The sequence below is a fragment of the Longicatena sp. 210702-DFI.1.196 genome, from assembly GCF_020563125.1.
In the GTDB taxonomy this organism is placed as follows: domain Bacteria; phylum Bacillota_I; class Bacilli_A; order Erysipelotrichales; family Erysipelotrichaceae; genus Longicatena; species Longicatena caecimuris.
Genome location: NZ_JAJCPX010000007.1, coordinates 85325 through 108289 on the forward strand (window position 1 = coordinate 85325; position 22965 = coordinate 108289).

The following is a 22965-nucleotide window of genomic DNA, read 5'->3' on the forward strand; positions in this document are numbered from 1 at the left end:
GTTCACTTCAATCCTAAGACTAACTGCTCTGATTGTAATGAAGTGCTTGTATTTTCTTTATCACTTCTTGTCTGTAATTTTCAATATCTAAAGTCCTTTTTCTACCCGCTGTTAAGTGCATAATCGGTAAATCAATTTTTTCAAGATCATTCAACAGCAATAGCGGTTCTTCAAAAACGCAAAACGATTGTCCCGTTTGATAATTGTTGCTTTCTTGATAAATTCTAAAATCCTCGAATAAAAATTCGTTTTGAGGAAGTATGATATTTTTCGCTTCTTCTTTATACAAGTACCTTGCAAAGTTATACAATCCAAATGCAAAAAAGGAAATTTTTCTTGTAAACGGATTTTCGCCATAATCTTTTGATTTTTTATGTGCTTTACAGAGATTAGCTAATTCCAATGAAAATTTCTCCCAATCTTTTTCAAACAATGAAAGGAAAGTGCTTATCACTGCCATTTCTTCTGATGTATGTTTTCCTTGCAAAAATCCTTTGCTTTCTTCAATCACATATTGTTTCCACGCAGGTTCTTGATAATACAGATACATCACTAAATTTGTAATACTGCACGCAGATTTTAACCCATTCTTACTAAGTCCGTTTTCTTTTGGAAATATATTTTCAATATCACGAAAGCGGTTTGCACAGAATATATGCGGTAAAACATTCCAAGCGTAAATGGAATGGTCGCAACTGCTGTTTGTTATTGTGAGTTGTCCCCATGTTACTGCCGAATTGAATGCATTATTTAAGTAGCTCATATCCTTTTCTTGTAATGCTAGATAACTTCCTAAATAAACAATCTTTTTTCTGAAATTTTCATGCAATAATTTCAGCCATATAATAATTTGTTCTTCTTGCTTTTTACTTTGACAGTATTTCATATATTTCTTTAATCGCTCATCAATATATGCGTCCATGTTGGCATATCCGAACATTTTATCCACATTTTGTAAATAAAGTTTTATAAGTTCCTTTTTATCCATAGAGTCCCTCATTTCACTTGTAAAGTTCCGATGTTTACTATATAAATGCTTTAAGACCAAGTAAAATAAGCACAATAGCTATTACTGGAACAGGCATTATACAAATAAGAAATACATTTAATTTTTTCTTTGCCTCGTATGTATCTTCTTGTTTCGTTTTTTTGATTTTTTGCAAAACAATAAATGGAAAAGAAAGAAAAATAAGAACACCTATTAAAATCATTGCAATATTCATTTATATAATCCTCCTTGATAAGTTTATATATTTGCCATGTGAAATAGATACTTTTTATATCACACCTTATAAAATGCAGTTTTACCTTGTAAATACAACGTTTTACGTTTGTAAATGTCTATTGTCTTTTGTTTTTTCTGCCCCCCTTGTTAGATAACGGGGGCTTAATCTTCGCTCGCCACAGGCTCACTCACAGACGAAGTGAACCAGCCACTTGCAAGACATGGCAGAAAAATCCGAGAGATTTTCCTGCCACCGTGTCTGGATCACTCCGTCTCTACAACTAATAATATAGCATAATATAAAACGGGAATTTTTCATATTACTCAACTACATATCCATATTCTGTATGTGGTAAATATCTTACAGTTATTTTATCCCCTATATCACTACCTGTTCCCCAATACTTTAATGAATGTTCTTCTCTCGTTTTATCATCTCTAATATGTATTCTTCTTTCACTATTAGAGTTTTCTCCAGACATTGAGCCTTGTGTGACTTCGCCTGTAACTTCAACTAAATCACCAGAGAGTAAATAAGGTATATCCAAACAACAAGGAACAGTTATCAATATACCGAAAATCTGTGCCCATTATGAATAAAGATTTATTCTGTTTTTTTCCAAAGCCAAACATAAAAAACCTCCTTAGATAAAAAACAAATTGTTTAAAAAATTTATTTATATTTCAATAAGATTATAACATTTACCCAGTATGTAGTCATTACTTTTCTGCTATCTGTCATAATATTTTTTATCCCATGTCTTATCAAGAGTGCAAGCATTGCTTACGCAACAGGCTCTTGACAATTCATGTTCTAAAAAATGATTAATAGTCAAGCAGAAAAAGAATACTTATGCTGTATCGTACCAACAAAAAAGACATCTCATATTCTGTATGAAATGCCATTTTTGCTTTTTTATGCTGTTTTCTTTGTCGTATCAAGGTTCTTTCAATCGTAGTAAATTAGTGGTAAATTTCTTTTATTTTTCGTTTATATTACTTAAAATCCCTGTGATTATGCTGATAATCAGATTTTTGCTCTTTTTTTCACTGAAAAAATGAAAATTATAAGGCAAACCATTTAACATAAGATCAATAATTTAACATGCATCTAGGTTTTGATGAAATGAGAAACCCAAACCTTATTTCAACACTTGACACGGTATTATTGGAATACTAACTTTTAAAAAAGGCTTGAAAAAGTTCTTTTGGGCACATGGCTTTCATATAAAACACATGAAAAAACAGGATTTGATTGATTTCATCTTCTCCTGTTTATTCTAATCTTTAGCACGTAAGTTATTGGTCTTTTTCCTTACTCCTGTATCATTTTAAAATATTGTACAGCCTGACAGCCTCTGCCGGTATGTACTCCCACGACACTTACCAGCTTAATGATTTGATGCTTTGCATTAGGAAAGGCTGCTTTGATCTTATTCATATAATATTCTGCTTCTACTGCATCATCCGCATGTGCGACTGTTATCATATAACTATCATCCACATGCTCATTACGCATGATTTCAATCGCCATATCCATTGCTTTATGCATGGTTCTGACCTTATCCACAACATCAATTTTTCCATTGGTTTCTTTATTTATTTTCAGAATTGGTTTGATTTTTAATAATCCCCCTAAGGTTGCGGCCAACGGTGTTAATCTTCCGCCACGCTTTAAATGCTGTAGATCATTAGGCAACAACAAAGTATCTGTCGTTTCCACGATACGAGATAACACATCTTTGATTTCTTGAATTGTCTTGCCTTCTTCATGCAGCCTTTTGGCTGTCTTTATCATATATTCCTGTACCACCGCCGTAACATGACAATCAACATAAGCAAATGCTAAACCTACTGTTCTGGCACACATTTCCATAGCGTTAATCGTACCGCTTAGTCCACTGCAAATCGGTACGGCAAAAATTTGTTCATATCCGTCATTTTTTAAATGTTCAAATAAAGCCTCAATTTTCCCAAGTGAAGGCAATGAAGTAGATAGCATCACCCCATCACGCATAAGTTCATAAATGCGGTCAATACTTAATTCTTCCAGATCTTGATAGTTTGTATTGTCATAGCTCACCTGTAAAGGTACGCTGAAAATACCTTCCTTTGCTAATTCTTCAACTGTTTTACCTGTTCCACTGTCTGTCACAAACGCTGTTTTCATGGTAAACCCCTCCAATATCTAACACATATTATACTTTATTTCATAGAAGATGAAAAGCCATTCGCCAGAAGTTGTCATTCTTCTTGGGATGGCACGTAAAAAGAGGAGGCTTCCTCATTCCTCCTCAAATGTTTACATTTTAACTTTGCGGATGTATTGTATACCCAAGCATCCTAACCCGGTGTGACAAGAAATCACAGCACCAATGAGCCCAAAATAGAGTTCCATTCCAGGGAAAGCCTCTTCCATCAAAGTTTTCAGCTTTAACCCTTCCTCTTCTGAACCACTATGTAAAACGGTTAAGGTATACGCATCATCAAGCTTTGTTTCTTGAAATGTAGTAACGGCTTTGCTCATCGCCTTTGACATCGTACGCACCTTGTCAAATACATCAATTTTACCTTGTGAACCTTCATCCAGCTTTAAAATAGGCTTAATTTTTAACAAACCACCTAAAGCAGCTGCTAACGGTGTTAATCTTCCGCCACGTTTTAAATGCTGTAAGTCGTTAGGAATGATCAATGTATCACTATGTGCCACACTATCCTGCAAGCGTTTCACTATTTCTTCTGCCGCAACCTCCTGTTTTACTAACTGCTGCGCGCATTTTGCTAAGTAGCACTGTATATTACAAGTAGAATACGTTTCAATAATATGCAGCTTCAGTTCACATTCTTTCGCAACTGCATGCATCACGCTGGATGTTGAAGATAAGCCACTTGTTAAAGGTATCGCGATTACATCTTCATATCCATCTTTTTTTAATTTATGGAATAATTCTTCAATGATTCCCATTGGCGGCATTGATGTTGTCGGCATTTCACCTTGTTTCAACATCTCATATATTTGTTCTACCTGGATATCCACCCCGTCCAGATACATGTTGTCGTTTACAATAATTTGCAATGGCAGATAATAGATACCCAAAGCATCTGCCTGTTGTTTATTTAATCCGCTTCCGCTGTCGGTTACAATCGCTGTTTTCATAGGTAACCCTCCCTTTCGTGTACGGCTTATCATTACATTTCAGGTTATCAAACAATCCTGATTTGCTTTTATATTATAACAGATGAAGTTTGAATGTCAAACGACAATTCGGAAAGGATGTATATGCCCATACTAGATAGCATATATCTAGATACCTTTTATTATAAAAAGCTTACCCCTCATAATAAAACGTCTATTGTCATACATACCACTAGCATCACTTAAAGGAAACTTTAGGTACATTTACAATAGACGCTTTTTTCATCAAAGCTTTCTGGTAAAGACAATGACACTGTATGGTTCTACATTTACTTTCTGAATCAAAATATCCTCTGCCTTGCCATTGTAATACAATAATTTATAAGCCGTATTCATATCGTGAGTGAAATACTCCTGTGAAGGATTGAACAGAATGATCATTTCTTCTGTATCATCTAGCAGTTTGTAAATCAATGCCTTATTTTGGATGGTGTCAAAATGCACATGCTGTTCTACATCCTCCTTGCGGCAATAACGCAGACAGGCATGTGCTCTACGCAGCTTAATCAGCTCTTTTGTACATTCCACGATGTCTTGATACTGATTCCGACGCAGATAATCTATTTTATTTATCTCATCACTTTCTTCATACGTATTTGGTAATCCATGCTTACTACGGGCAAATTCTTGACCGCTGTGTAAGAAAGGAATCCCTTGCGCTAATAAAACCGCCGCAATCATCATCTTATGCTTTGCGATGCGGATATCTTTGCTATCTTCCTTACAGCATTCTTTCAATTTATCCCAGCTAGTCATATTATCATGACATTCCACATAATTCACAACATTTCGAGGATTGGCAAACATAGCTTCCATTCCTTCATTTGTACAGCTGGCACTTAAACAGTTTTTCATAATATCAATCAGATACAATGCGCCACTGCAATATCCTTTTACATTCACTTCATTGCTTGCCGTGCGACCTTTTACAACATCTCGGAAACGATCAGAGAAATGTGCGATAAATGGCATTTGAGCATTATTGCCAATGCTTGCACGCTGACGGAAATCTAAGAAACTTGGCATATCCCAACCTTCCCCATAGATCATAAAATCTGTATTAATTGCGCAACATTCCCGATAGACGGCATTCATGGTATCAATATCTAAAATGCCCATGAGATCAAATCGCAATCCATCGATATGATAAGTTTTTACTAAGAATTTGCAAGCATCGATAATATATTTAGCACACATGCGACGTTTACTGTCTACATCATTCCCACAAAAAGTACCATTAGAAAAATCGCCTTGCTCATTCATTTGAAAATAATAACTAGGGACCGTCTTGTCAAAGAAGCTTTCTTCCTTATCATATACATGATTAAAGACTACATCTAAATTGACACGAATGCCTGCTTTATGGCATTCTTCCACCAGTTTCACAAATTCAAATATACGGCTATAAGGGTTATTCGGTTCACTGCTGTAACTGCCTTCAAAGACCCGATATTGGACCGGATCATATCCCCAATTGTAATGTAATAAAGGATAAATTTCATCAACAGATCCAAAATCCATGACCGGCATCAGCTGTACATGTGTAATGCCTAATGATTTTAAATAAGAAAAACCCGTCTGCATGCTTTTTGTTTGTTCATTTTCTTCCACAAATCCACGAAAAGTTCCAGGACAGCTTACTCCGATATTGCTTTGCATCGTAAAATCACGCACGCTTGTCTCATACACAATTGCATCACATGAACTTTGCAATGGCGGTAAAGGATAATCCTTTACACGAATCTTTGCCAAATCAACAATAGCCGAACGTCTGCTGTTTTCTATGGAAGATACACCATATGGGTCAATGGTCTCTTTCCATTCGCCATTTACTCTGACAAGGTATACATAGGTCGCATTTTCTAAATTTTCTAATATCGAATAACGAAATACCCCATGTTCACTACGTTTCATCTCATACGTATACGTAACATCATTTTTCATGATTTCTAACTTTACACGATAAGCTGTAGGTGCCCATAATGCAAAAGATGTGGCTTTTTCATTATACGTATAACCTAAATCATCCCCATCATAATAAAACAATTCATCAAATTTCGCTGTTTTTACAACAGCGCTGTATTGTAAAACGGTAGCGCGTGCATGTTGATGCACTACATAATACTCATTTCCTATTTCAATTGAATCATAAAGAGCCAACGTATATTTATTGTAATTGCTATGAGTTGTTTCAATAGACTGAATATGGAGATCATAAATATGTCCTCTGGTGTCTTTCAAATAAAACTTATTACTGACACCTTCATAGCTGTTACGAGACATAAATACAGTTATCTTATCAAAGTCATCCAGATAAGCTTCATAATATTTCTGTTGTCGCATATTTTATCACCTTGACCTTATTATAACAGACTTTCTCCTTTTTATCATTCTCAAGTGGAATTTCCTAGCAAAGCACCTTATTTTAATATCATTTCCGGCTAAAAAAGCTAACGGCATCTTTTCATCGTTTGTATGCATACATGCTTACATCTTTGCTAAGCAGTTGCATCTTGCCTCATATTGTTCCTTAGAAAAAGGATGATTCCTTTAACGTTTCAGCGTTTTATGAAATTCATCCTGTACCTTTCGTAATAAATCTTCTTCCATGAGTAATCTTCTACCAAGATTCGCCAATGTGATGGCACCATCACGTAAAGCTTTTCTTCCTGCCTCATGAATGGTAGCTGCTGCCATTTCTTTTGAATGTCCATTGACACATGCATCGGCAATCTTGATATAGCCATGCAATGCCGGGCAACAATAGCTGACACTTCCGATATCACTAGAGCCATTTGGCACCTCATCTACCGGTTTCACATCCGTTCTGCCTAATGCCACATATTCTTCTTTCAACAAATCACATAAGGTATAATTTATGACACAGTCTTCATAAGGGCATTCATATGTCGTTACCTGATAGGTACAGCCACTCGCTTTACAAGCTCCCTCAACACAATCAATTGCTCGCTGACTGAGCTCTTTTACATACTGCATAGAGGTTCCACGGAAATAATATTCCAAACTGGCATAGGCCGGAATGACATTGGCAGCTTCACCACCATCACGAATAATACCGTGAATATATGTATTTGGCAGTGCATATTGGCGTAGCAGATTAATGCCGATATAGCTCATAACCGCTGCATCCAAGGCTGATTTTCCATGCTCAGGTGAACAACCATGTGTATTTACACCATAAAATTCAAACTTCAATGGTAACAATGCCAAAGTTCTGCCCCCGACTCCATCTTCCGTATCTGGATGAATCATCATCGCCACATCCACATCGTCAAAAACATGCGCATTCGCCATAGACACTTTCCCACCGAAATTCTCCTCTGCCGGTGTTCCTATCACACGTATTTCTCCGCCAATATCATCAATGATTTCTTTTAGGGCCACTCCCGCAGCAATGGATGTTGCCGCAATCAAATTATGTCCGCAACCATGTCCCACTTCCGGCAAAGCATCATATTCGCATAAATATGCAATTACCGGACCTGCCTTGCCACTTTTATACACTGCTTGAAAACCAGTTGGCACAACGAAAGCCTTTTGCGTTTCAAAACCAAAAGATAATAACCCTTCACTTAACAACTCCATCGTTTCAAATTCTTCATTACCGATTTCCGGATGATCGTACATATGTTGTACATAGGACATATAAGTATCTAAGTTTTTTTCAACACTTGTGATTAACTTTTCTTTTAACTCCATCTTCATTACCCCTTTTCTGTTGCCTATTATTTTAACGAAATTCACATAAAATTGCAAATACAGCTTTTTATAAAGCAAGTATCCTCAAGGCATGCGTGTATCTATGCCCTTTTCCATCATTAACACTTCATAATAACCCCTTTATGCATCAAGGGAACAGGATACCTCTTTGCGTGAGCGTTCGTTACCGCACTTATCCTTTTTGATAAGCTGGGATGTAGTAATAGTACACAACAGAATTAAGCTTATCGCCTCTCATTTATGTGAATGCTTGAAATTATGTATTTGGTAAGCGTTCTTTCCCGTGTTTATGAAGAAAAAAATAGCCACATGAGTAAATTTAAGCATAAAAAAAGGAAGCATGACACGATTGCGAAATAGTGCAATTGCCATACCTCCCAGTTGATTATTTCCAAGGAAAAATCTTTCTTATTTAACCGTCACCGGTTTAATATTCCAAATATCACGTGCATATTCATGGATCGTACGATCACTTGAGAAATAGCCAGACTGTGCGATATTTATCAGACACATTCTTGCCCATGCTTCTGCATTACGATAGCGCTGTTCAATATTGCCCTGCGCATGCACATAAGCTTCAAAGTCTGCCAACAACAGATATTCATCATTTTTGAACATCAGTTCATTATAAATCTGTTTGAAATCTTTAGAATCATTTGAGAAGGTACTGTCTACCAAGCTATTGACAACCTTCTGAATATCACCGTTTTGATTGTATTTTTTCCAAACATCATAAGAATTTTCATGACGAATCAAGGCCACATCATCTGCACGAAGACCGAAGATTTCAGCATTCTCATAGCCGACACGTTCTACGATTTCCACATTAGCACCATCCATCGTACCTAAGGTAATCGCACCATTCATCATAAACTTCATATTACCGGTACCGCTTGCTTCTTTACCGGCTGTAGAAATTTGTTCTGATACATCGGCAGCATTCATCAGGATTTCCGCAATGGATACCCCATAATTCGGAATGAATACGACCTTCATATAACGGTTAATATCACTATCGTTATTTACCTTATCAGCCACACAGTGAATCAGCTTAATAACTTCCTTCGCAAAGGTATAGGAAGGTGCTGCTTTTGCGGCAAAGATAAAGGTTCTAGGATAAATACGGAAGTTAGGATCTGCTTTCATACGGAAATAGAGATGAATAATGTTCATCACATTTAACAGCTGACGTTTATAAGCATGTAAACGTTTCGCCTGTACATCAAAGATGGAATTTACATCAATGTCAATGTTCAAGGTATCCTTAATGTACTTCGCAAGTATTTTCTTACGTTCCATCTTCACATCCATGAATTTCTTCTGAACTTCGCTGTTATCTACATACTTCATCAGATCTTCTAATTTTTCAGGATGTTTTTTGAATGCAGGACCAATGGTCTTTTCTAACAACTGTGTTAATTGTGGATTAGAATACAACAACCAACGACGATGTGTGATACCATTCGTCTTATTGTTGAATTTGCCAGGATATAAATCATTGAAGTTCTTCATTACATCTTCTTTTAAGATTTTAGTATGCAAAGCCGCAACACCATTCACACTGTGCGAACCGATGATGGCAAGATTTGCCATATGCACCTGTCCATCCTTGATTACACAACATTCATTCATTAAATCAGAACGTCCTAAATCATGAGAGCAGGCATATTTGAAACGACGGTCGATTTCTTCGATAATCATATAAATACGTGGCAATAAATCTTGTACATACTGAATCGGCCATTTTTCCAATGCTTCACTTAAAACAGTATGATTCGTATATGCCATCGTTTCTGTTACGATTTTCCAAGCATCATCCCATTCGTAACGGAAATCATCCAACAGGATACGCATCATTTCCGGAATACACAATACCGGATGGGTATCATTCAACTGAATGGCATTCATTTCCGCAAAGTTGTCCAATGTTCCATATACGCGTAAATGCGCATCTATAATGTTATTTAATCCTGCCGCAACAAAGAAATATTGCTGTTTCAAACGCAATAATTTTCCATGTTCTGTAGAATCATCCGGATAAACATTACGGCAGATTTCACGAACTTCGTTTACATATTCATTCAAGTTAGCCGCATCACATGCATCATCGGCAACTTCTGCACTCCACAGACGTAACGTATTGGTCAGTTTCGTATCATAGCCAACCACAGGTACATCATATGGAACCGCACGAACAACCAAGCTTGGCACATGGTTTACAACCGCCTTGCCATCTTCTCCCATCCACATGTCCACATGACCGCCGAATTTAACATTGACTGCATGCTTTGGTTTTCGCACTTCCCAAACGTTACCTAAAGACAGCCATTGATCAGGTACTTCTACCTGTTCATTATTTACAATTTTCTGTTTAAATAATCCATATTCATAACGAATACAGTTTCCATTGCCCGGTAAATTCAAAGATGCTAAAGAATCCAGGAAACAGGCTGCCAGTCTTCCCAGACCTCCATTTCCTAATCCTGCATCACTTTCCAGGTTTTCAAGTTCATTAATATCCAGATCCAGATCAGCTAAACCTTCTTTGACTAAATCATAGATACCGAGGTTCATCAGGTTGTTTGTCAGAAGACGTCCCATTAAGAATTCCATAGAGAAATAGTACATCTGCTTGCTTTTCTTCTCTGCGATGGCATTCTTTGAGTCGTTCCAGTGAACACTGGCATAATCTCTAACCATTTCCCCTAAAACCATGTATTTTTCTGTTATGTGCGCCTGTTCGATAGAACGGCCGTAGCGTTCAATAATTCTTCTTTTAAACTCTTCTTGAAACTCTTTCTTGTTCTTGAATTCGTTTATCATATACTCGCTTACTCCTCTCAGTAACATATTAATTTTACAATATTTGTCTCTTAATTACAAATGAAATTAAGAAATGCATACAGTTACTATATTCATTATGCGAAAGATGTGTGAATTCATTCAACTGTAAAGGCTTTCTTTATTTTTTAGGTAAAATCATATTCAATTTTTTCCTTTTGATTGTGCTGTTTCCTATCTTGATAATGGTTATAATCCCTCTGAAATTGCTTATTCACTTCGCTGTCTTTATTGCCGCTGATACCATAAGATTGCTGAATATAAGCGGCGATCATGCCACTTACCTTCTCGGCGCCATAGACATTCATATGATAACCGCCATCTTTTGTGTCTGTTTGCCAGTTGATCTTAGATGAATAAGGTTCTAGGTTCATATCCAGATAATCAACCTGTTCTTTTTCAGCAAATTCACTTACCAAACGCGCTCTGGAAAAGGACCATTCTCGAGCACCCGGTACGCGTAACAATAAGATCTGCATTTTCTGTTCTTTCGCAAGTCTGATTAACTCTTTTACCCCTTGTTGATTGGTAGGATCAAGTACTGGTATTTGTTCATTATTATGCATATAATCACGGTCATAGAATGGTTCTATTTTGGTATTCATAATAAAGCCATGTGTTGTATATTTGTTATCTGGTTGCTGCTTTCTTGGTGTCAGACGATTTCGTATTACATCTCTTACATAGGAATGAAGTAACGTTGCTTTTGTTTGTTCATCCATACTGGTATCCGTATAAGAAAGCAAATGTCGTATAGCTTGCATGCGTTCTTTCTCTGGTTTCATGGCATTGATTGCCGCGCAATTGCGCGCTAATCTTCCTTCATTTTGAGCACGAAATAAATTTGCGTCAATAATCAACACTTTTGGCTTTTGATAGCGCAAGGTGCTTTTTAATAGGTAAGTACTGGTCCATGTTGTTTGTGTCGCGCTTGCCAGTGTATAGGAGATGATACCTGTTTGTTTCCATACGATCAAAGGATTGATGGAGCGAGTAAAATTACTATCACCAAGAAATAAGATATCTAAGCTATTCTCTTTTTCTTCATAAAAGCCTTGGATTCCATCACTTTGTGCAGTTGTACATTGATCGAGATGTTCCGCAAAGATTTCTCTTTGCGTATTCCCTTTCAAGAAGAAACAAAAACATACACATAACAATACCATACCCTTCTTCATTACTTTCATATGACCACCTGCCACCTGCATTATACTCCTAGTCTCATACGACACATCTTAACTTTCCTTAATTACTTATCTTTTATACTCTTTCTATATGGAGATAACAATTCACGTGATAGGAACACCCCATTCTTTTATGAAGAAAAGAAAAAGTCTTATTGCTTACCAATCTTATAAGATCATGGCAGCCGTAAGACTTAAGTTGTTATAATCTTCCGTTTGCTTTTTCATACTCCAAATAACGTAATGTTCTTGTAAATCCTTCTTCAATTGTGTTAAGTGGTTGCCAACCAAGCTCGCGCAAGCGTTCACTTGATAAAATTCCCATAGTAAACGGTGCACATCCTGTGTTCGCATCCTTAGGAATATCAAAGCATAATTTTAAATGTTTCTCGGGATTTATCTTCACTAACAATTCAGCCAATTCACGAATAGAAACTTTTCCGTTTTCATCTCCTATGTTGTATGCCAGTTCTTCCCCGTTTAGTAAAATGCGCCACATTCCGGCAATGGCATCTGCGATATAGGTATAAGTTCGTACACTGGATCCATCACTTTTTAATACAATATCTTCATTGAATAGGACATTCTTCAAGAAGTCCGCCTGGACACGGCCATCATAAATGGACATGCCTGGACCATATGTATGGGCTAATCGTGCAATTTTCGTATGTAAACCATACTGCTTATGGAAAGAAGCACACATGGTTTCAGCCGCTTTTTTCCCTTCAGGATAGCATGATCTAGCATCTAATGGGTCCACAAGACCATACGTATTTTCATAGAAGAATTCCTGATTTTCATCTGGCTGTCCATAAATTTCTCGGGAAGAAATAAACATATAGCCTTTGGCATTCTTCTCTTTCGCTAAACTTAGCGTATAGAAAGCTCCTAGTGTGTTAGCCGCAATCGTACCTACCGGATCTTCGCGCATGATCAATGGACTGGCCGGGCTTGCGGCATGAATGATATAATCAACCTTTCCATCATATACCATCGGCTTACTTACATCATGTGCCACAATTGTTACGGCCGGATTGTTTGCTATATCTTCCGGTATCTTTTTGGGATTACGCACAACGCAGATAACCGTAGCATTCATCTTTCTTGTTTCATTTAATGCTAAAACGGTCCGCACAAAATAGGTTCCTACCATTCCGCTGGCACCGGTAACCAAAACGGCGGCATCTTTTAATTTATCCCAAGCGATATCCTGTGCGCAGATACGTTGTAAATCTTCTTTTACTATTGGATTCATAGTAGCCTAGCCTCCTCAATCTATTTTAAGCCTAAGATCTGCTCATTTTCACGATATTGCAATAATGCTCGTAAAATATAGAAATCTTCCGGCGTCGTTACTTTAATATTTCCGCGATTTCCTTCAACGATGTACATTTTCTTACCCAGATTTTTATATAAGTTACAAGAATCGGCAATATCAACATAGTCTGGATTTAGTTCTCGCATTTTCTTATGCGCATCCATGATTTCACCTAAGTAAAAGCTCTGTGGTGCCTGTGCTGTAAACATTTCTTTTTTCAATGGCATCTCTTCTACTTCTTCGCCGCCTTTACTTAAAATCGGTGTTTCAAAGAAAGAGGTACAGGTAACAGCACTGCCATGCTGTTTTACACATTCAATGTTTTTCTGAATCACTTCTTCACTGACAAACGGGCGTACTCCGTCATGAATCAAGACGATGGCATCCTTGTCATTTTCTGCATCCGCTGCACGCAATGCACGATAGATGGAATCCTGTCCGTTGCTTCCACCTTCCACAATGCCGCACACCTTCGTAATCGCAAAACGTTTTGTCAGATCTTGTAATGTCGTGATATAGTCTTTTTTACAAGAAATATAAATCTTATCAATGGATGGACTATTTTGAAAGTTGTCTAAGGTATGGATAATGATTGGTTTCCCATTGATTTCTAAAAATTGTTTTGGCATTCCGGCACCCATACGTACCCCGCTGCCACCGGCAAAAATGATTGCTATATTCATATGAATCCTCCTCGTTTGTATCTGTTTTCATCAGCCTTATTATACTCCTAAACAGAGGTTCTAACAACTGACGATTTCGTAATATATCATCTAAACACGCAGCTTATCGATGTCGATTTGTTTCTGGAATTTCATAATTTCCTGATAAATTCGCTCACAATTATGATGATCATTTTGAGCATAGAAATTATCTGCGCGCTTGCGATACTCCTCTTTCATGACACAGCCTGTTTTCATATATTCACATAACATATCAATCAGCTGCTCACTCTTTGTACATATTTCACCAAAGCCCATCGTATCGTAGAAGAAGATACCATCATCATAATGTGGCGGCAAAACATCCGGATGGAAATACACAATCGGTTTTCGCATATACGCAAAGTCAAATTGCACACCGGAATAATCGGTAACCATTAAGCTGGATTCGGTTAAGATTTTTTCATAGCTCAGATCACCAACGGAAGGAATAACTTCTAATTCATCATTTTTGGTAAAGTCCTCAAGCTGCGAACTTAAGATTGGATGCAGCAAGAATTTAATCTTATATCCATAAGCTTTTGCACAACGTAATAATCGTTCATTGTTGATTAAATTGTTATACACATGGAAATATGTTGAATTTTTAAATTCCGGATTATAGCCTCTTTGTTCACCTTCACTAGTTGTTACAGGCAAGGCATTGTACATACGCCATGTCGGTGATAATAAGATCTGTTTCTTATCATTATTAATTAAGCCGTCATAACGTCCGATTCCGGTTAACTTCAAAATATCAAATCCTTGATAGCCATAAGCATGTTTGGATAAATTTTCATACTCAAACTTACTTGCTAAAAAATACATCAGGGTATTATCGATGATACGGCGCTGGGCGATTGCACACTTTTGCACCGATAATCCATGCTGCAGACACATGGAGCCAAAGTTACATAAGCCTCTGATATATTTAGAAGTACTCTTATTATAGCCATTAAATGGGAATAAATGAGAATTCGTTATTAAGACAATATCGGCGTGGACAAAAACAAGTTTATGCTTTAACGAGCCGTTCTTTAAAGGCGTATAGCCATCTTCCTTCAACTTTCGATAATCACTTGTATTTTCATTGATCAAATAATACTTCGTGATGCCATCATCAAAGTTGGCACTATAGCGGTATAGATATTCACAACTGTCTCCGCCTTTATACAACTTATCCAACATGAGCCAAATGCGTTTATTCTTATACCATGGATACGTGATCCAATATAACCAACGAAAGCCTAAGGCCGCAAAATCTTTTTTATGATGGTTTTTAATTAAATTTAATTGGAATTGTATCTCTCGTTTTATGACATTTGTCTTCGTCGCTTTTTTAATGGTAATACCATTATCGGCATGATGACATAAATATTTATGGAAGCGCCAGTAGGAATACCGCGGTGTCTTGGATAGTTTTGCCCAATGATTCGCAAATGAAATCTTCATCTGATATTCTTCTCCCTGAATGCGGGCATAGAAGGTAATTCTCTGCATTGCTTTTTTCTCATCTAAAGGAAATTCCAGATGATATGTGAGACGGCGATACCCTGGGACCCCAAAGTATTTTGTTAAGGAATATGCATCAGTATCTACTACCGGATATTCTTTCCCATTAAATTTTGCGTAATATTCTACCTTCCCATGCTGAAAGATACTGATCAATGAACCATCGATCCAAATCTTTCCCTGAATGTAATTCATGACATTGATCGTAAAGCGATGTTTATTCAAAGAAGAGATGCGCAAACCATGAAAACACATTTCTACATCCCGCTCATTCTCTTCATCCAAAACACTTTGATAAGTATATGCTACTTGATCTTTGCCATATTTGATACGCAAATACATGCAACGAATCTCCGGGTTTTTTGTCATATAGGACAATTCATCTTGATTCAAGAGATAATAATCATCAATCTGTAGAAATAATGTTTGGACTAAATCTAAATACGTATCTAGTTTTTTCCCTAAGACGACTTTTTTATTGCGATTATCTTTATTGGCCATCATCCGACAATTTACATAATAGACACAATAATTTTGTAAAAAGGCCGGAATCGTTTTCTGGGTTTTTTTCGCATATTCTAACAATGGGAAAAGATAGCTCTGCAAAGATTCATGATACCAGCGTGCATCATGGGATGGGACATGATAAAGCACTTGATTTTCACGTGGCGCAAAGTATTCATATTCCGCTTTTGCTACGGTGGCATAAACCGGTTTTTCTAATAGAAGCTTCATCACCATATCGGTGCCTGCTTCAAATGGCAGAGTTTCATTAAATCCTATCCGTTTGATCATTTCACTATGAAAGATGGAAGAATCTAAAGCGGTATGTAAAGCAGAATACTCTTGTGACAGATCATAGACAGTATCTTCTTCAATAAAAAGTTTACTTAAAATGTGCTGTTTGCGTGTTTTTGTCATCAATGGGTTATTACAATAGGATTTACCGACAACAAAGGTAGCGGCAGGATTTTCTTCCATTACTTTCATTGCTTTCTTGATGAAATGATGATTCATCGTATCGCCGGTTTCCATAAACATCACATAAGTTGTATCAACATATTGCATCGCCTGATTCAATAAGGCTCCTCGCAGGTTGGCATCACTTTCGATAAGCTTCGCATGAAAAGATGACAATGCTTCTTTTTCCACCGTTTCCCTATCTTTTGGTGCACAGACAAGGATAAGCTGAAAAGCTTTCTCTTTTTGTTGGCGCAGGCTTTCTAATGTTTTCGCTAGCCCTTCTACCCCATTCTGCATCGTCAATACAATTGTCAGTTTTCTTTCATCCATACTCAACACCTCTTTCCTTTCTCATGTAAAAGGATGCTGTCTATCACGATATCACTCGACCGTTTCTCATGTGTATCAAAGCATTCTTCAATAAATGCAGCCAGTTTTTCCATTTCAAAAGTTTTATTACGAATGGTCGATAAGACCTCATCAAACGTTGTACACACCTTACCGCACGCATCATCCAAACTGCGATGCACCCCTCGGCGCAGCTGATAATAATCTTTATCAAACGCATAGAAAATGATTGGCTTTTTATGTAACGCAAATTCATAAATATTACTTGAAAAATCTGTAATTAAGATATCCGTAATATAAAACATATCATTGATATCACCATATTGTGACAAATCTTTCACATAGGTTGCATAAGCAACAGGAATATCCACTTTTTCCTGAATAAAAGGATGCATCTTGAAGATAAAGGCATAGTCTTGTTCACAAAGCTTTGCAATACCATCCATATCAATCTTATCATATGGATAATATGCATCACTTTGCGTATTTCCTCGATAGGTTGGTGCAAACATGATGATCTTACGACCTTTTAATTCCGGGAAATCCTGATAGAACTTCCTTTTATAAGCGTTTATGCGTTCTTCATCTAAATAATTATCCAAACGTGGCAATCCGGTTGCTAAAAAGTGCGAACGATCAATTCCGAAAACTTCTTCATAAACCGGAATTAAGCCTTTACTGCCTACTAAGGCATAATCATATTTACGATGACATGAATCTTTCGGTAATGGTGAGCCGGCTTTTCCAAAACGTGAATATCCTACCGATTTAAAGCCGACTCCGGCATGCCATGCCTGTATCAGTTTTGTTTTAGAGCTTAAAGTAATCGTTTTAAAAATAGGGACATAGTCATCCACAAAAATATAGTCCTGTTTCGCAATGAGCCACAACAATCTTGACCATGTAAAAAAAGTTTTAAACTTGCTTTGCTGCAAGGTTTTTGAGAAAGAATAACTTATTTTAAAAGTTTTATCTAAACCGCGTTCTTTCATACGATCATCAATCGCTTTTAAATTACCGCCAATCGGTGTTCTTGTTTCAGACATGAAGAGCACATGTTTGCCATCCTTTTTACGACAGCTGCTTAATACCGCAAAAATCCCTCTGATTGCCGCTTTGGTAAGAATAAAAGCTACTTTCCGACATCCTTGTTTGAAAGATTTTGATTCTAAGCGCACATCTTTTCGATTGGGATGATCATTTCTTTTCATATAAGTGGTAAAGGCACATAAAATCAAATCTTCTTCATCCCCATGGATGACCAAAGGAGTCTGCGTCGCTTTTTTCTGTAAAACCGCCATATCGCTAATCTGAAAATTAATGGCATAGGCATAGCATTCTTGGCCATAACGATACAGCTTATCCAATTGTTCCAATTTATATCCACATGCCGCTGTGATACTGAGATAATATTTTTCATGATCTTTTTCATAATAAAAATACCATTTCCCATTATCTAAAAGTTTGGTTTCATTAATATTTACCATATTTATCGTCAGCTTATTGTCTACAGGTTGTTCCAAAGGATATACTTTTTTTAAATCCGTCACATAAAAATGGCAGTCCTTGATGGCATCCCCTTGTAAAGATAATGTCAGATAAATATTATGCCAATACATATCGGTTATGATAACTTTATTCATGTGCATCGTTTCCTTCTTTCATCAAATTCAATATAAAATCGGCAATATGAAGACTGGTGTTCCCATCATATACCACATATTTTTTGCAGAAGCGTTGTAATTCATCCATATCATACGGCTCTTTTTCAATAGAATCAATAATGACTTTAGGATCTTTACTGATGACTCCGGGAAGCTCGTTTTCATAGTCTATCGCAAGACCTCGTTTACCGGTGTAATTTTGCATATCAAAATTATAAAAATACAGAGGGATATTTAATAAAGCCGCTTCATAAATAATACAAGAATAATCACTGATAACAGCATCGGCAACAAACAACATATCAAAGGAGGTAAAGGAAGTATCAACCAATACATGAGGATTGTGAATCGTCAGCTTTGATAATGGATGCCGTTTTACCACTAAGATCTGATCATCATATAAGGCATCACACAGTTTATCAACATATGTCTGCATCATCGTTTCCTTTTTTCTAAATGTTGGAACATATAAAATAACTTGCTTTTCTTTCAAGATTGGATATCTTTGATATAGCTTTTTACGCATTTCTTGTTTATAAGAAGCATCGGTTAAGATATCCACTCTTGGCAAAGGATAAATGCGTACAATGTCTTCAGGGCAATGAAATCCCTTTGCTAAATCGGCTTGATAAGCAGGGGAACTGGCGAATACATAGGAATACTGTTCATGCATGCGCATGGCCGTCGCAATCTTCGTACTTGTTCCTTCTGCCGTATCCAATGCGGTATAACCAAATTTTTTCATCGTTCCTATCGAATGCCACATCTGAATGATTTTTAAAGAACGTCTATGTTTTAAAAGAGAGATGACGATACAATAGGTATCTAAGACGATCACTTTACTGCTGGCAATCTCTTTCATCTGCTTCAACATATGAAAGGCATATTTGATTTTATCTTTATACGATGATTTTAATCCGCCATCCAAGGTGTGACATAAAAACACGACATCGACGGATGCATCTTGTTGTTGAAGAGCTTTTTTCAACAAGATGAAATCTATGGATGGTGTATTTGATTGTCGGGATATCATGACAACTTTATTTTTTACCGGTAAAAGTTTTATGAAAAAATATAAAACATTTAAGGCTGCGGTACCTAGCTTAATAATTGCCTGCATCTTTTCACTCCGTTCTTAAAATCGATGAATTATGTTTTGGAACCTTTTGGGCATTTTTACTATAAAATATAAATAACGATTAATAAACCATATAAATATCACCATGATGAAGTATATGATGATGGATGCTAACACGGCATAAAACTGACTTGTTAAAAAAATCGGGAAAGCCGCTTGGAGAATACGTAACATAGGGATGTGCAAAGCTAATATGATAATGGTATTCTGTCCGATATAGGATAATAGCTTCGAGTGGAAATTAAACTTTTTCGCAAGAAAGATGAGAATGAAGGATAATGAGAAAGAACTAATCAACATATAGGTGATATTGCGATACAGCTCATTGCTCATATCTACTTGCTTATTGATAAATGCCGAAAAGGTTCCCACACAGAACAACAGAAAGATTTTAAAGCGATAATGCTCCTTAAAGGCATTCATGAAATTCGTAAAATACTTTCTTATCAGATAGCCACAACCATAATAAAATTGCGCAACTAAAGATACATCAAAATGGAATGGAGCATCCAAAAACTCTTTTCCCAACGGTGCCATAACACCGATGACACCCAAGATACACGACATTAAGAAGACCGATTTATCATCTTTTAAATAATAATGTATCATATAATAAATAACCTCAGCAAATAATAAGGTCATTAAAAACCATGTCGCATTGGATGGAGCTCTGACAACGGCGCTATTGGAATAAAAGACACCGAATAAAACTTCTATCAAAGAATCCGGTTGGATCATATGGGTTTTCATGTTGATGTACCAAAAAGGCAAGGATAATATATTTAACATGATGTAGGGATGAGCTAGTTTTATGATTTTATCTTTCACACAATCCATGATAGTCGTATATTTATCAGGACGAAATGTTAAGCCGGATATCATGAAAAATAATGGCATATGGAAGGAATAAATAAAACGAAATACTTTTCCTTCTTTAAACTTTAACAGTGAATGACCTAAAACGACGAAATACATGGAAATAGCTTTTAATTGGTCTAGCCACACTAATCTCGTCGTTGTATTTTCAACTGCTTTATCCATAAAAAACTCCTTTCATCGCATGTTCTAACCCTTTCAACTATAGAGCAAAAGCAACAACGATGTTGTTGCTTTATTTTTTCGTGAATAATTTAGATAAGAATCCCTCTTTATAGTTATGAATGATTCGCTGTTCAAATTTTTCATTTAACATTTTCTTCTTTTCTTTATCACTCATTGCATTCAATTTATCTACATACTCTGAATAGTGGTCACATACTTCATTAATTTCACCAAATTCAATAAGTTTTCCACCTTCAATCCACATGCCCGTCTTACAGAATTCTCGTACCTGTGGCAATGCATGTGAGATAAAGAAAATTGTCTTTCCTTGTTCATCACGCAGTTTTTTCATACGATTCATACATTTCTGGGCGAATCCTTTATCTCCTACGGATAAGGCTTCATCGACAATAAAGATATCCGGATCCAATGCCAGAGATATTGAAAAACCAAGTCTTGATTTCATACCACTGGAATATTTTTTTACCGGCTGATATAAGAAATCGCCTAATTCTGCGAATTCAATAACGTCCTCTGTAATTTCCTGAATACGTTTTTTAGAAAGGCCCATCAAAGCACCCTTAACGTTGATATTTTCTAAGCCGGTCAATTGTTGATTCAGCCCAGTATTGATGGAAATTAAGGCTTGTTCTCCGCTAACATTCATTTCCCCGCCATCAATATCGGATATACCGGCTAAAATAACGGATAACGTTGATTTACCGGAACCATTGGTTCCTAACACGCCAACAACATCGCCTTTTTCAACTTTGATACTAATATCTCTTAACGCATAAAAGCTTTCATTATCATTTGACTTTTGTCCGTCTTTTTTCTTTAATTTATAAATTTTAGAAATATGATGTAATTCAACCGCATAAGGGTTTGTTTCATATGTATTTTTTGCCATTCTTATCACCTGCCTAAATTAAGTCAATGAACTTACGTTTAAACTTATACATCAGCATACAGCCAATTACAAATAAGACAATCGTTACTCCCCAGAAATAAATCGTCTGTGCCGGGTGAGCAAATATCCATCTATTATAGAAAATACAATCACGGTAGCCATTTACGATATAATACACCGGATTTAATTTCATAATAATGTTTAGGATATTATGAAATGGAACACTTGCCGCAAAATGACATTCCCAAATAACGGGTGAAAAATACATCAGCATTCGCATTAGCGAAGTTACCAGTTTTCTGACATCTCTCCACAACATCGTTAAGACGGATAAGATCAAGGTGACAGATTCAACGAATATAAAGGAACAGATCGTGAAATAAATCAATCCTAACCAATATACATTCGGGAAGAATCCGCACATAAATAACATCACGATCGCAATCAGCATCATACAAAGGTGATTAAAGAATTCCTTCGCACAAATCGTTGCCGGTAAGACACTGACAGGGAATTTCATTTTGGTGATAACGCTGGTTTTGGAGAAAATGGCATTACAACCATTCTGAATACATGGCTGAATAAACCACCATGCCGCATACCCAACGACCAACCAAGGCAGATAATTAATTTCAATACCATCATGTTTGATAGGTTTTCTTGACCATGCCAAACCAAAAATCAGGAAATATGTAAGCACCTGAATTGCCGGTGATGCAAAATTCCAAAATAATCCAAACTTAGAGTCACGCATATCCGCAAGTAATTCATACTTTGCGATGCAGAATATACGATATAAGTTAGAGAAGTTTTCTTTTACTACATACTGTACGCTTTTAAACATATACAATACTCCTTTTTTCATTGCTTCCTATAAGCACTATTTGCACAATCTACCACATTATACAACATATAGCAAGTAGAAACTAGAGTTTTTTTACCATTTCTAAGGGGAATATACATTTCTTACCATCGTATCAAAGAGGTAATATTTCATGGATACCTGATGATTACAGAGGAAAAAGCATATGGTTGGAGGAAGGTGGTACAGGTAAAGAAAAGTGTTTCTTACGCACAATATTCGCGATAGAAACACTTCTTTTTCTTTCCATAAGATGGTTTTTAAGCTTACTTAGTCTTGCAAGGTTTCATCGTACTGTAAGAGCCATAATACTTTTTACCA

General features: G+C 36.5%; 17 protein-coding genes. All 17 read right to left on the minus strand.

Features of this window, described 5'->3' with window-relative positions:
- Positions 1-19 precede the first annotated feature (19 nt).
- The 17 genes from LI241_RS05165 to LI241_RS05245 all read right to left on the minus strand — a co-directional run bounded on the left by LI241_RS05165 (position 20) and on the right by LI241_RS05245 (position 22626).
- Positions 20-988, minus strand: a complete 969-nt coding sequence (locus LI241_RS05165; protein WP_008690565.1) for a hypothetical protein — start codon at positions 986-988, stop codon at positions 20-22.
- 37 nt (positions 989-1025) lie between these two features.
- The gene (locus LI241_RS05170) at positions 1026-1223 is read right to left on the minus strand and encodes a hypothetical protein (protein ID WP_008690564.1); all 198 of its coding nucleotides are present in this window, start codon (positions 1221-1223) and stop codon (positions 1026-1028) included.
- Positions 1224-1545: 322 nt separating this feature from the next.
- Positions 1546-1773, minus strand: coding sequence for a hypothetical protein (locus LI241_RS05175; protein WP_226896999.1), 228 nt, complete (start codon positions 1771-1773; stop codon positions 1546-1548).
- A gap of 767 nt (positions 1774-2540) precedes the next feature.
- Positions 2541-3395, minus strand: a complete 855-nt coding sequence (locus LI241_RS05180) for a DegV family protein (protein WP_008690562.1) — start codon at positions 3393-3395, stop codon at positions 2541-2543.
- A gap of 132 nt (positions 3396-3527) precedes the next feature.
- Positions 3528-4382 (minus strand): DegV family protein, encoded by an 855-nt coding sequence (locus LI241_RS05185; RefSeq protein WP_008690561.1) that lies wholly within the window; start codon positions 4380-4382, stop codon positions 3528-3530.
- Between the two features lie 264 nt (positions 4383-4646).
- Positions 4647-6764 carry a type I pullulanase gene (gene pulA, locus LI241_RS05190; protein ID WP_008690560.1) on the minus strand — a complete coding sequence of 706 codons (2118 nt, stop codon included), beginning with the start codon at positions 6762-6764 and terminating at the stop codon, positions 4647-4649.
- A 207-nt stretch (positions 6765-6971) separates the two neighbouring features.
- Positions 6972-8141 (minus strand): M20 family metallopeptidase, encoded by a 1170-nt coding sequence (locus LI241_RS05195; protein ID WP_008690559.1) that lies wholly within the window; start codon positions 8139-8141, stop codon positions 6972-6974.
- Positions 8142-8570: 429 nt separating this feature from the next.
- Positions 8571-10985: a glycogen/starch/alpha-glucan phosphorylase gene (locus LI241_RS05200; RefSeq protein WP_008690558.1), complete on the minus strand. Its 2415-nt coding sequence runs from the start codon at positions 10983-10985 to the stop codon at positions 8571-8573.
- A gap of 146 nt (positions 10986-11131) precedes the next feature.
- The gene (locus LI241_RS05205) at positions 11132-12190 is read right to left on the minus strand and encodes a hypothetical protein (protein ID WP_226896998.1); all 1059 of its coding nucleotides are present in this window, start codon (positions 12188-12190) and stop codon (positions 11132-11134) included.
- 199 nt (positions 12191-12389) lie between these two features.
- Positions 12390-13442, minus strand: a complete 1053-nt coding sequence (locus tag LI241_RS05210; protein ID WP_008690556.1) for an NAD-dependent epimerase/dehydratase family protein — start codon at positions 13440-13442, stop codon at positions 12390-12392.
- A gap of 20 nt (positions 13443-13462) precedes the next feature.
- Complete coding sequence (locus LI241_RS05215) at positions 13463-14188, minus strand: 2-C-methyl-D-erythritol 4-phosphate cytidylyltransferase (RefSeq protein ID WP_008690553.1); 726 nt, start codon at positions 14186-14188, stop codon at positions 13463-13465.
- 90 nt (positions 14189-14278) lie between these two features.
- Positions 14279-17011: a CDP-glycerol glycerophosphotransferase family protein gene (locus LI241_RS05220; protein ID WP_008690551.1), complete on the minus strand. Its 2733-nt coding sequence runs from the start codon at positions 17009-17011 to the stop codon at positions 14279-14281.
- A 2-nt stretch (positions 17012-17013) separates the two neighbouring features.
- A complete protein-coding gene (locus LI241_RS05225; RefSeq protein ID WP_017144753.1) occupies positions 17014-18672 on the minus strand; it encodes a CDP-glycerol glycerophosphotransferase family protein in 1659 nt (552 codons plus the stop codon).
- Complete coding sequence (locus LI241_RS05230) at positions 18665-19813, minus strand: CDP-glycerol glycerophosphotransferase family protein (protein WP_008690547.1); 1149 nt, start codon at positions 19811-19813, stop codon at positions 18665-18667. Before LI241_RS05230 ends, LI241_RS05225 begins: the two co-directional genes overlap by 8 nt.
- A 15-nt stretch (positions 19814-19828) precedes the next feature.
- Positions 19829-20872, minus strand: coding sequence for an acyltransferase family protein (locus tag LI241_RS05235; RefSeq protein WP_008690545.1), 1044 nt, complete (start codon positions 20870-20872; stop codon positions 19829-19831).
- A gap of 70 nt (positions 20873-20942) precedes the next feature.
- Entirely contained in the window at positions 20943-21782 is an 840-nt protein-coding gene (locus LI241_RS05240; protein ID WP_008690543.1) for an ABC transporter ATP-binding protein, read from the minus strand.
- A gap of 13 nt (positions 21783-21795) precedes the next feature.
- Complete coding sequence (locus LI241_RS05245) at positions 21796-22626, minus strand: ABC transporter permease (RefSeq protein ID WP_008690542.1); 831 nt, start codon at positions 22624-22626, stop codon at positions 21796-21798.
- Positions 22627-22965 lie beyond the last annotated feature (339 nt).

Coding starts and splice junctions, on each gene's coding strand:
- LI241_RS05165 (WP_008690565.1), bottom strand. CDS start 988: ATGGATAAAAAGGAACTTATAAAACTTTATTTACAAAATGTGGATAAA.
- LI241_RS05170 (WP_008690564.1), bottom strand. CDS start 1,223: ATGAATATTGCAATGATTTTAATAGGTGTTCTTATTTTTCTTTCTTTT.
- LI241_RS05180 (WP_008690562.1), bottom strand. CDS start 3,395: ATGAAAACAGCGTTTGTGACAGACAGTGGAACAGGTAAAACAGTTGAA.
- LI241_RS05185 (WP_008690561.1), bottom strand. CDS start 4,382: ATGAAAACAGCGATTGTAACCGACAGCGGAAGCGGATTAAATAAACAA.
- pulA (WP_008690560.1), bottom strand. CDS start 6,764: ATGCGACAACAGAAATATTATGAAGCTTATCTGGATGACTTTGATAAG.
- LI241_RS05195 (WP_008690559.1), bottom strand. CDS start 8,141: ATGGAGTTAAAAGAAAAGTTAATCACAAGTGTTGAAAAAAACTTAGAT.
- LI241_RS05200 (WP_008690558.1), bottom strand. CDS start 10,985: ATGATAAACGAATTCAAGAACAAGAAAGAGTTTCAAGAAGAGTTTAAA.
- LI241_RS05205 (WP_226896998.1), bottom strand. CDS start 12,190: ATGAAAGTAATGAAGAAGGGTATGGTATTGTTATGTGTATGTTTTTGT.
- LI241_RS05210 (WP_008690556.1), bottom strand. CDS start 13,442: ATGAATCCAATAGTAAAAGAAGATTTACAACGTATCTGCGCACAGGAT.
- LI241_RS05215 (WP_008690553.1), bottom strand. CDS start 14,188: ATGAATATAGCAATCATTTTTGCCGGTGGCAGCGGGGTACGTATGGGT.
- LI241_RS05220 (WP_008690551.1), bottom strand. CDS start 17,011: ATGGATGAAAGAAAACTGACAATTGTATTGACGATGCAGAATGGGGTA.
- LI241_RS05225 (WP_017144753.1), bottom strand. CDS start 18,672: ATGAATAAAGTTATCATAACCGATATGTATTGGCATAATATTTATCTG.
- LI241_RS05230 (WP_008690547.1), bottom strand. CDS start 19,813: ATGCAGGCAATTATTAAGCTAGGTACCGCAGCCTTAAATGTTTTATAT.
- LI241_RS05235 (WP_008690545.1), bottom strand. CDS start 20,872: ATGGATAAAGCAGTTGAAAATACAACGACGAGATTAGTGTGGCTAGAC.
- LI241_RS05240 (WP_008690543.1), bottom strand. CDS start 21,782: ATGGCAAAAAATACATATGAAACAAACCCTTATGCGGTTGAATTACAT.
- LI241_RS05245 (WP_008690542.1), bottom strand. CDS start 22,626: ATGTTTAAAAGCGTACAGTATGTAGTAAAAGAAAACTTCTCTAACTTA.